Genomic DNA, 9334 nt, shown 5'->3' with positions numbered 1-9334 from the left:
GCTCCCGGAGGGCTTGTCGCTCGGGCCTCTGGACCTGTGTTGCCAGCCCTTGATGTGGAACCACCACACCTGCGCACTGGCGCCTTGGCCAGAGGCCCGAGCGGCAAGCAGTAGGTCAACGCATTAACCAGACGGGACACTTGGCATCCTAGGGCAGTAATGCGGGAGCTTCGAGCCCCCGGGTTTCGGCAAAACCGAACATAATGTTCATATTCTGCACTGCCTGGCCGGCGGCGCCTTTGACGAGGTTATCAATTACAGAAGAAACAATGACAATCTTGCTGTTTTCCTGACGATGGAGAGCCATGCGACAATTATTGGCGCCTCGCACGCTGCGGGTCTCCGGGTGGCTGCCAAACGGCATAACATCGACAAAAGGCTCATCGCGGAAACGCTCCTCGAACAGATTCTGGAGCCGGTCAAAGTCGGCGATATCCCTGAGTTCGGCATAAAGCGTTGCCTCTATGCCCCGGATCATGGGAATCAGGTGCGGCACAAAAGTAACACCCACGTTCGACCGGAACGCCTGCTCGAGGCCCTGCCGGATTTCCGGCAAGTGGCGATGACCAGAGGCACCATAAGCCTTGAAACTCTCACCGACTTCGCCATGCAGCAGGGCTACCTTACCCTGCCGGCCAGCGCCGCTGGCACCGGATTTGGCATCTGCGATCAATCTTGAGGAATCAACCAGACCCTGTTCAAGCAGAGGCAGGAAACCCAATTGCACCGCAGTCGGGTAGCAGCCAGGATTCGCCACCAGCCGGGCCGCACGAATTTCCTCGCGCGCGACTTCCGGCAGACCGTAAACCGCCTTTTCAGCCCACTCAGGGCTTTCATGGGGCATGCCGTACCAGTCAGCCCAGACTTTCAGGTCTTTCAGCCGGAAATCGGCGGACAGGTCGACTACCCGTGCTCCTGCGGCCATCAGCTCTGGCATCATGCGCATGGCGACACCGTGGGGTGTTGCAAAGAACACCAGATCACAGCTGGACAGGGTCTCAACGTCAGGTACGGAGAAAGCCAGATCGTAGTGGCCCCGCAGATTGGGATACATATCTGCCACAGCAAGCCCTGCTTCGGAACGTGAAGTAATACAGCTCACCTCCACATCCGGGTGAACCGCCAGAATTCTTAGAAGTTCGACCCCGGTGTACCCGGTGCCGCCTACAATACCTACCTTGATCACCAGCAACTCCTGCTATTCATACAAAATATCCGGCGGCCTGACCGCCTTTGCGAACGTGATAGTATAACATGATAAACCAGTGACCTGGTTGCATCCCCAGGCCCTGGTTACAATACCCAAGAAAACATCCTGCTCCGGTACCCAAAAGCATGCGATACCCCTGGCACAAGATCACCGATAACCTGATCCCTGTGTTCCGGCGCCGCTTATCCGGAGTGGACGCATTGCCGCAGCTGGCTGTACTGGGGCTTTTGTCCGGCCTGCTGACCGGGGGCGTGATTCTGCTGTTCCGGTTCGCCATCGAATGGCCGCTGGAGTACTTCCTTCCCGGTTCCGGATCCGAGTCTTTCGAGGAGCTCGGCCTGGTCACCCGCAGTGTTCTCCCGCTTGCCGGCGCTGTCGGCCTCGGACTACTGTTACACAGGTTGTCGATACAGGACCGCAAGGTCGGCATTGTTCACGTCATGGAAAGACTGAACTATCATCAGGGCTACATTTCCATCCGCAGTGCACTGCTGCAGTTCGCCACTGGCGTGGCGACAGTCATCACTGGCCAGTCCGCCGGGCGGGAAGGCCCGGCCGTACACCTGGGCGCGGCAGTCTCAAGCATCATGGGCCAGCGGATGCGACTGCCCAATAACAGTATCCGCACGCTGGTTGCCTGCGGCTGTGCTGCGGCAATATCCGCCTCCTTTAACACCCCCATTTCCGGGGTGATCTTCGCCATGGAAGTGGTGATGATGGAATATACTATTGCCGGATTCACCCCGATCATCCTGGCCGCCGTCACTGCAGCAGTGATTACCCAGGCCGTCTATGGTGCGGAGCCCGCATTCAGTGTGCCACCGCTGACCATGAATTCGTTGCTGGAAATCCCCTGGATCATTGCCATCGCACTGGTCATCGGTATTGCCGCGGCGGCGTTCATCCAGCTTGTCGAAACCGTCGGCAAGCACAGTCACCGCCCGGTCATCCTGCGTCTCAGCATTGCCGGCCTGCTGATGGTTCCCTTCGCTATTCTGATACCACAGGTCATGGGCATTGGTTACGACACGGTTCAGCTGACTATCGACCATCAGCTGTCGTTGTGGCTGCTCCTGGGTGTGGGGATTGCCAAACTGCTTATTACCTCGGTCACCCTGGGTCTGGGAATGCCCAACGGTGTCATTGGCCCCACACTCTTCATGGGCGCTACCCTCGGCGGCGCCATGGGACTGATAGGCGCTCATATAGTTCCGGATATGGCGTCATCCATAGGTTTCTATGCCATGCTGGGCATGGGGGCGATGATGGGGGCTGTACTGCAGGCGCCTCTGGCCGCATTGATGGCGCTGATGGAACTGACCCGCAACCCGAATATCATTCTGCCCGGGATGCTGATCATCACCACCGCCAGCCTGGTCACCAGCGAGGCCTTTGGCAAAAAGTCGCTGTTTCTGACCCTTCTCAAGAATCAGGGGCTGAGCTACCAGAATTCACCGGTTATTCAGGCGCTGAGGCGCGCTTCGGTGGGTTCTATCATGGACCGTAACTTTCTCCGCACAGAGCGCTACCTGACCGTGGAGGAAGCCCGGAAAATGCTGAAATCCGAACCGAAATGGTTGATTATCGAGGGCAGCAACGGACCCACCGCATTGATGCCCGCTGTCGATCTGGCAAGATACCTGGAGGACACCAGCGCCAGTGAAACCAGCACCAGGGCCGAGGAAAAGGCCGGGGAAAACGCAGACAAAGCCGGAGCAACAGATGACGCCGGGGCGGCCAGCATCGACCTGATCAACATCCCGGCGAATCGCCGGGACCTGGGTCCGGTGCAGTATCAGGCCACCCTGGAGGAAGCACTGGGCGTATTTGACCAGACCAGCTCAGAGGCCTTATATGTGCAGCGCCATGTTGCTCCGACCATCCAGCGGGTCTACGGTGTGCTGCTGAGATCTGATATCGAAAACTATTACCAATACCGACGGAGCTAACCAATGCTTTGGGTCAAAGCCCTACACCTGATCGCCATGGTGTGCTGGTTCGCCGGCATTTTCTATCTGCCACGCCTGTTTGTCTATCACGCCGCCTGTGACGATTCACCTGGCCGGGAGCGCTTCAAGATCATGGAGCGCAAGCTCTACCACGGCATTACCACGCCCTCCATGGTGGCGACGCTGATATTCGGGTTCTGGCTTGTCAGCTACAACCCTTCAGGCTATTTCAGCCAGGGCTGGCTCCACGCCAAGCTGGTGCTGATCGCTGTTCTGGTGGCCTACCATTTCTATTGTGGCCATCTGGTGAAAGTCTTCCGCGACGACAATAACACCCGGTCCCATGTATTCTATCGCTGGTTCAATGAGCTGCCCGTTTTCATTCTGGTGGCCGTCATAATCCTTGCTACCGTGCGCCCCTTCTGAGGTTTCCATGACTGAGCTGAATTTTCGCCCCCACGTTCTTGTAATTTCCGGCCTGGACCCGTCCGGTGGCGCCGGGATACAGGCCGACATTCAGGCGATTACCGCCCTGGGCTGTCACCCCCTGCCGGTGATTTCCTGCCTGACCGTGCAGGACACCTGTAACGTCCATGGAGCAGAAGCCATGAACCCGGAGATGATTCGTCGGCAACTGGCAACCCTGGCGGAGGATTCACCCATTCATGCGGTCAAAACCGGCGCCCTTGGCAGCGCCGAAATCGTGGACGTGCTGGTTGATTTTCTGGCGGCTCGTCCCGGTATTCCGCTGATTACCGACCCCGTCATCAAAGCCGCCGGCGGCGGCGATCTGGCAGATGAAGCCTTGATTGAACGTATGAAAAAACGGCTCTTTGGGCTGGCGGAAATGCTGACTCCAAACGGCATTGAGCTGGAGCTTCTGGGCGAAAGCGCAGAGCCGGATATCGCCGCGGGTCGCCTGCTGGAGACCGGCTGCCAATCGGTACTGGCCACCGGAGGCCATGGTACCGGTCAGGACATTATCAATACGCTTTATATGAAAGATCACAGGCCCGAGAAATTCTCGGTGGAACGAGTCGGCGGCGAATACCACGGCACAGGCTGCACTCTGGCAGCGTCAATTGCCGCGGGGCGGGCCAGCGGACTGGCACCGACTCCTGCCATAGGCCAGGCCCAGAATTTTGTTTCGCACGCAATTGGCCACGCCCTTCGAGTAGGCAGAGGCCAGCCGGTTCCGGATCGCGGTATTACATGGACAAACTGATCCGCCCCGGCCTCTACGCCATTACTGACAGCCACCTTTTACCGCCGGAGCGGCTGGTCTGTGCGGTTGAAGCCGCGCTCAGGGGTGGCGCGGTAATGGTACAGTACCGTGAAAAGTCCCTGCCGTTTCCCGAGCGGCTCAGCCAGGCGAGAAACCTGGCGGCCGCCTGCCGCAATGCCCGCCAGCCACTGATCATCAATGATGACCCGGAGCTCGCCCGCAGAGCCGGCGCCAGCGGCGTACACCTGGGCCAGTCCGATTCATCCCTGGCGCAGGCCCGTGCCAGCCTTGGCGAAGAGGCCATCATCGGGGCAACCTGTCATGCCAGCCTCAAGCTGGCGAGCAAAGCTGACAGAGCCGGCGCCGACTATCTGGCTTTCGGCCGGTTTTTTCAGTCATCGACAAAGCCGGACGCACCGGCAGCCAATCCCGCTATTCTGGGCAAGGCGCGGGCCCTGGGCAAACCTGTTACGGCCATTGGCGGCATCACCCTCTATAATGGCGAATCGCTGATCCGCGCCGGGGCCGATATACTGGCCGTGGTGGGCAGCCTGTTTGACGGCGACGATGATCTGATCGAACATCGGGCACGGGAATTTAACCGGTTATTTACCGCCCACCATCCACTTTTTCACCTTTCCGTTCATCAGGAGTAAACCAGCATGACCCAGTCCGAAACCCTTTTTGCAGAGGCGCAGAAATATATTCCCGGCGGAGTCAATTCCCCTGTGCGGGCATTCAAAGGCGTTGGCGGCACTCCGATCTTCTTCAAACACGCCGAAGGCGCCTACCTTTACGATGAGGACGATCGTCGGTATATCGATTTCATCGGTTCCTGGGGACCGATGATTCTTGGCCACTCCAACAAGCTGATAAAGGATGCCCTGCACGCTCAGGTAGATCTGGGTATCGGTTACGGCGCACCCACGGCCGTCGAAACCGAGATGGCAAAAAAAGTCTGCGAACTAGTGCCATCCATTGAGCTGGTGCGCATGGTTAACTCCGGCACCGAAGCCACTATGAGTGCGGTGCGCCTTGCGCGGGGCTACACCGGTCGCGACAAGATCGTTAAATTTGAGGGCTGTTACCATGGCCATGTAGATTCCTTGCTGGTGAAAGCCGGGTCGGGCGCCCTCACCCTCGGCGTCCCCAATTCCCCCGGCATCCCCGCCAGTCTCGCTGAACACACCCTGACTCTGGATTTCAACGACATTGACGGGATGCGGAAAGTCTTTGATGAAATCGGCGATCAGATTGCAGCGATCATCGTCGAACCGGTCGCTGGCAACATGAACTGCGTTCCACCGGTGCCGGGGTTTCTTGAAGGCCTGCGGGAAGTCTGTGACCAGCACGGCACGGTGCTGATTTTTGATGAAGTGATGACCGGTTTCCGGGTTTCGCTCGGCGGGGCTCAGGGCTTTTACGGCGTGAAACCTGACCTGACCGCTCTTGGCAAGGTCCTAGGTGGCGGATTGCCTGTCGGTGCCTTCGGCGGCAAGCGGGAAATCATGGAACACATCTCACCGCTGGGGCCGGTGTATCAGGCCGGCACGCTGAGCGGAAACCCACTGGCGATGTGCGCGGGCCTGACGACACTGAATGCGATTTCCGAACCCGGCTTCCACGATCGGTTAACGGAAAAGACCAATGCGGTCCGGGATGGCTTCAAACAGGCAGCCGACGAGGCCGGCATCCCTCTCGCGGTGCAAAGTGCTGGCGCCATGTTCGGTTTTTTCTTTACCGATGCGCCGTCGGTAACCCGCTTTGATCAGGTCACCGCCTGCAACATCGAGCGTTTCAAGACCTTCTTCCAGGGCATGCTGAAAGAAGGCGTATACCTGGCACCTTCTGCCTTTGAAGCAGGGTTTACTACCGCAGCACTCAGCGCCGAGGACATTGAATTCACCATCAACGCCGCCCGGAAAGTGATGAAAACGCTCTGATATCCGGGATAGCACTGGTGTTGTTCTGACCAGTGCAGTTCCTGGTTGATGCCCTGCCGGCGCGAACAGCTCGCAGGCGGGGCGTCAGAACACCGCCTCGACACTGGCCATGATTTCCGCGCGGTTGTAATCGTAGCGGTTGATGGTGCTTTTGTTGTCCAGCCAGCTCAGTTCCATACCCAGACTCCAGCGCTCATCAATCTGATAGCCTAAATGCAGGTTGGTCCGGAACTGATCATCACTGCGGGTTTCTGATACCTCCTGCCCTTCAATCACCAGCCGGTGGGGATCATCGTAACGGCTGAACCTGACGTTCTGACTTGCGCCAAGATTCCAGCGCTTCGACAGCGAATAGTCCAGATCAATTGACAGTTCCTGTCGCGTGGCTGACAGGCTGAAGAATTGATTGCCCGAGACCAGATCATCACGCTGATCTATGTCTAGCCGGTAACTCAGTTCCGCAGTCCAGCGGGTAAAGGTTTTCTCGACACTTGCCAACCCGCCATAAAGCCGGCCGTCATAGACACTGTTGTCAGGACCACCCTGTATGGCCACGGCAAACCCCCGCAGCTGGCAACTGAGCCTGGCACTACAGGCATCACGACTGAAGGTCAGGTCCACCCCGGTCCGACGTTCCAGCAGGTCACCGCCAAACCATGCACCGGACAGATTTACCTCAGACACCAGGCGCCCCGCCCCGAACGGCGACTGCCAGGCCAGGCCAGTGCCCAGGTAAGAGATATTGAATTCGGCGTTATCGGGATACTGGCGACGATATGCCACCGCCTCGAACCGAATAGCGCGGTCACCGGAGCGATTCAGATAGGCCCGAGCTGACGCCAGCACTTCACCAAAACCACCTGCTTCTTCAGTGCTCTGGGTGCCGGGTGTGCCGGCGATATTATCGTCATAGCCAGCCCCGGCAGAAAGGTACCCCACGGTTTCAACCGCGCGAACCCTATCAGCGGCCTGGTCCGCGCCCCGATTCAGTTGACGACGCGCAAGCGTCTGGACCTCTTCCGGAGAGCTTCCGCGGGCGGCCTGAGAAAACCATTGCCTCGCGCCTTCGCTGTCGCCTTGCTGCCGAAGCACCAGGCCCAGGTTATAACGGGCCAGGGGCGCATGAGGGGTGTCCAGCAATTCAGTAAACGCGGCCTCGGCTTGATCGGTCAGTTCCAGCCGGTAATAAACCACGCCCAGGTTGTAGATTAACGATAACGACTCCAGCCCGGCGTCACCGGCCTGTTCCAGCAACTTTTTCGCGTTCTGGAGATCGCCCTGCTCAAAGGCGGCCACGCCCGCCATAAACTTTTCACGGGGCGATCGCTCCTGTGCCAGCGCCGGACTCAGCAGCATGAACGACAGAAAAATCAAACTGACCAAGCGACAGTACTGCAAACGCTACTCCTGCGAATCGACCAACGATGACCCCGTTATCAAGGCTGATCGGGCGTCAAAAAAACGATGCAGGTGCAGTATAGCAACAAGAACGGGTGTTCAGAGGATGTTCGGGTCAGAAACAGCCAACGGATTGCCGCGGGTGGCAGCAGGTCAATACGATTAGCCCCCTTGCCTGGCCTGACCTGGTGGCTCGGGCCTCTCAGGTCTGTCGGGAGTGTCAGGTCTGTCGGGAGTGTCCGGTCTGCCTGGCGAATCCGGTCTGCCTGGTGAATCCGGCTTGCCTGGTTTGTCCGGCCGGCCACGGTCTTGTTGTTCACGCGCCGCTTCCCGGGCCTGGTTGGCGACCGACTGACCAAACTCGCGGCCCTCTTCACGAGCTTCCTGGGTAATTTCGCGGGTCTTGTCCGGATTTTCCTCAAGGCCAATCGGGGTGTTGAGCCGGATCTCCCGCACAACCCTGCCGGTCAGGTCGCGGTCGTCCGTCACCATCCTCATGGTCACGTCAAGGTCGTCGCTGGCCAGGGCGCAGGACCATGGCAAAGCAACTGCGATAAAGCTGAAAGGCAACCAGAACCGCCTGATGCGGGGGCGTTTCATAATACGGGCTCCGATGGACTGCTATTACCACTTTCGGTCAGAGAAGCGCGGAAGGTTTTCTGGCGTTCACCGTTATCGAGATGCGCCACCAGCTCCCCCTCGCCCGGAAATAAAATCTTCAGTGGCAGATTCACCACATTTGCGCCTTTCTCCAGACTGACATTCCAGCTTAGCCGCTGATGTCCGGGGTAACCGGACATTTCAACGTGGGATGGCAACTCCACTGTCAGTGTCACATCATCCATTGCATCCACGGTATCGAATGCAAGGCGCACATTATAGGGCTGACCCCCGGGCACATCGGGGCCCTGGCCCATACCGGCAAACAGTGCAATACCCAGCGCAAGCACGGCCGCGACCGCGCCGCCGGACCATGCCATGGCGGCATGCCGCCTTGCCGGTTTGCCTTGTGATGCAGCCGCGGCCAACACCCGGGTTTCAAAATCCGGAGACGGGGGCGGCACATCGAACTGTCCCTGCAAGCTTTCAATAATCAAGCTTTCATTTTCAACAACGGCGGCGCAGAAATAACAGACCGCCACATGCTTCCTGACCACTGATGCATCATCGGTCGAAAGCTCCCCTCTAAGCCAGGGGCGCAGATGTTTTCGAAAGTCGTTACAGGACATGATGATTACCTCATTCACTTACACGCCCGATGGCAACTAAAAGTTCCGGGCTTTCTTGTATTTTTTTTCTTAACGACGCCCGGCATCGATGAACGCGGGACTTTACCGTCCCCAGCGGAATATCCAGAACCCTGGAAATTTCCTCCTGGCTCCAGCCATCAACATCGTAAAGCAGAATAAGTGTGCGCTGATCCGGCGACAAGGTTCGCATGAGACGATCCAGAACCGGGCGCAGCTTTGCAAAGTCCAGCTGCTCGGTTATATCGGGCAAATCAGCAGGCTGATTATCCAGCAGATCTGATTCACCAGCAGGGGCAATGTCGCTTATCACCCAATCAGCGCGTCGGCCCCTGCGCCTCACGGAATCAATGAACTGTCGA

Annotated in this window: 10 protein-coding genes; 5 read left to right on the top strand and 5 right to left on the bottom strand. The window is 58.2% G+C overall.

The window, feature by feature from the left end:
* Positions 1-148 precede the first annotated feature (148 nt).
* On the bottom strand, positions 149-1186 hold the full coding sequence (argC, locus tag VJ956_RS10640; RefSeq protein WP_324084657.1) for an N-acetyl-gamma-glutamyl-phosphate reductase: 1038 nt from the start codon (positions 1184-1186) through the stop codon (positions 149-151).
* A gap of 149 nt (positions 1187-1335) precedes the next feature.
* Here argC and VJ956_RS10635 point away from each other — a divergent pair, with 149 nt between their 5' ends.
* The 5 genes from VJ956_RS10635 to hemL are packed head-to-tail and all read left to right on the top strand — an operon-like array spanning position 1336 to position 6327.
* Positions 1336-3159: a chloride channel protein gene (locus VJ956_RS10635; RefSeq protein WP_324084655.1), complete on the top strand. Its 1824-nt coding sequence runs from the start codon at positions 1336-1338 to the stop codon at positions 3157-3159.
* A 3-nt stretch (positions 3160-3162) separates the two neighbouring features.
* Complete coding sequence (gene hemJ / locus VJ956_RS10630) at positions 3163-3585, top strand: protoporphyrinogen oxidase HemJ (RefSeq protein WP_324084653.1); 423 nt, start codon at positions 3163-3165, stop codon at positions 3583-3585.
* 7 nt (positions 3586-3592) lie between these two features.
* Entirely contained in the window at positions 3593-4384 is a 792-nt protein-coding gene (locus VJ956_RS10625; protein ID WP_324084651.1) for a hydroxymethylpyrimidine/phosphomethylpyrimidine kinase, read from the top strand.
* Positions 4372-5040 carry a thiamine phosphate synthase gene (gene thiE / locus VJ956_RS10620; protein WP_324084649.1) on the top strand — a complete coding sequence of 223 codons (669 nt, stop codon included), beginning with the start codon at positions 4372-4374 and terminating at the stop codon, positions 5038-5040. Before VJ956_RS10625 ends, thiE begins: the two co-directional genes overlap by 13 nt.
* Before the next feature lie 6 nt (positions 5041-5046).
* Complete coding sequence (gene hemL, locus VJ956_RS10615; RefSeq protein WP_324084648.1) at positions 5047-6327, top strand: glutamate-1-semialdehyde 2,1-aminomutase; 1281 nt, start codon at positions 5047-5049, stop codon at positions 6325-6327.
* A gap of 84 nt (positions 6328-6411) precedes the next feature.
* Here the strand turns inward: hemL and VJ956_RS10610 are convergent, their stop codons facing one another.
* The 4 genes from VJ956_RS10610 to VJ956_RS10595 form a co-directional block, all read right to left on the bottom strand.
* A complete protein-coding gene (locus tag VJ956_RS10610) occupies positions 6412-7725 on the bottom strand; it encodes a tetratricopeptide repeat protein (RefSeq protein WP_324084646.1) in 1314 nt (437 codons plus the stop codon).
* A 162-nt stretch (positions 7726-7887) separates the two neighbouring features.
* Positions 7888-8325 carry a hypothetical protein gene (locus tag VJ956_RS10605; protein WP_324084644.1) on the bottom strand — a complete coding sequence of 146 codons (438 nt, stop codon included), beginning with the start codon at positions 8323-8325 and terminating at the stop codon, positions 7888-7890.
* On the bottom strand, positions 8322-8954 hold the full coding sequence (locus VJ956_RS10600) for an anti-sigma factor family protein (protein WP_324084643.1): 633 nt from the start codon (positions 8952-8954) through the stop codon (positions 8322-8324). Before VJ956_RS10600 ends, VJ956_RS10605 begins: the two co-directional genes overlap by 4 nt.
* A gap of 10 nt (positions 8955-8964) precedes the next feature.
* Entirely contained in the window at positions 8965-9315 is a 351-nt protein-coding gene (locus VJ956_RS10595; RefSeq protein ID WP_324084659.1) for an RNA polymerase sigma factor, read from the bottom strand.
* Positions 9316-9334: the final 19 nt, after the last annotated feature.

The organism is Marinobacter sp., assembly GCF_035268745.1.
Classification (GTDB): domain Bacteria; phylum Pseudomonadota; class Gammaproteobacteria; order Pseudomonadales; family Oleiphilaceae; genus Marinobacter.
This window is presented reverse-complemented; position numbering and strand designations above follow the sequence as displayed.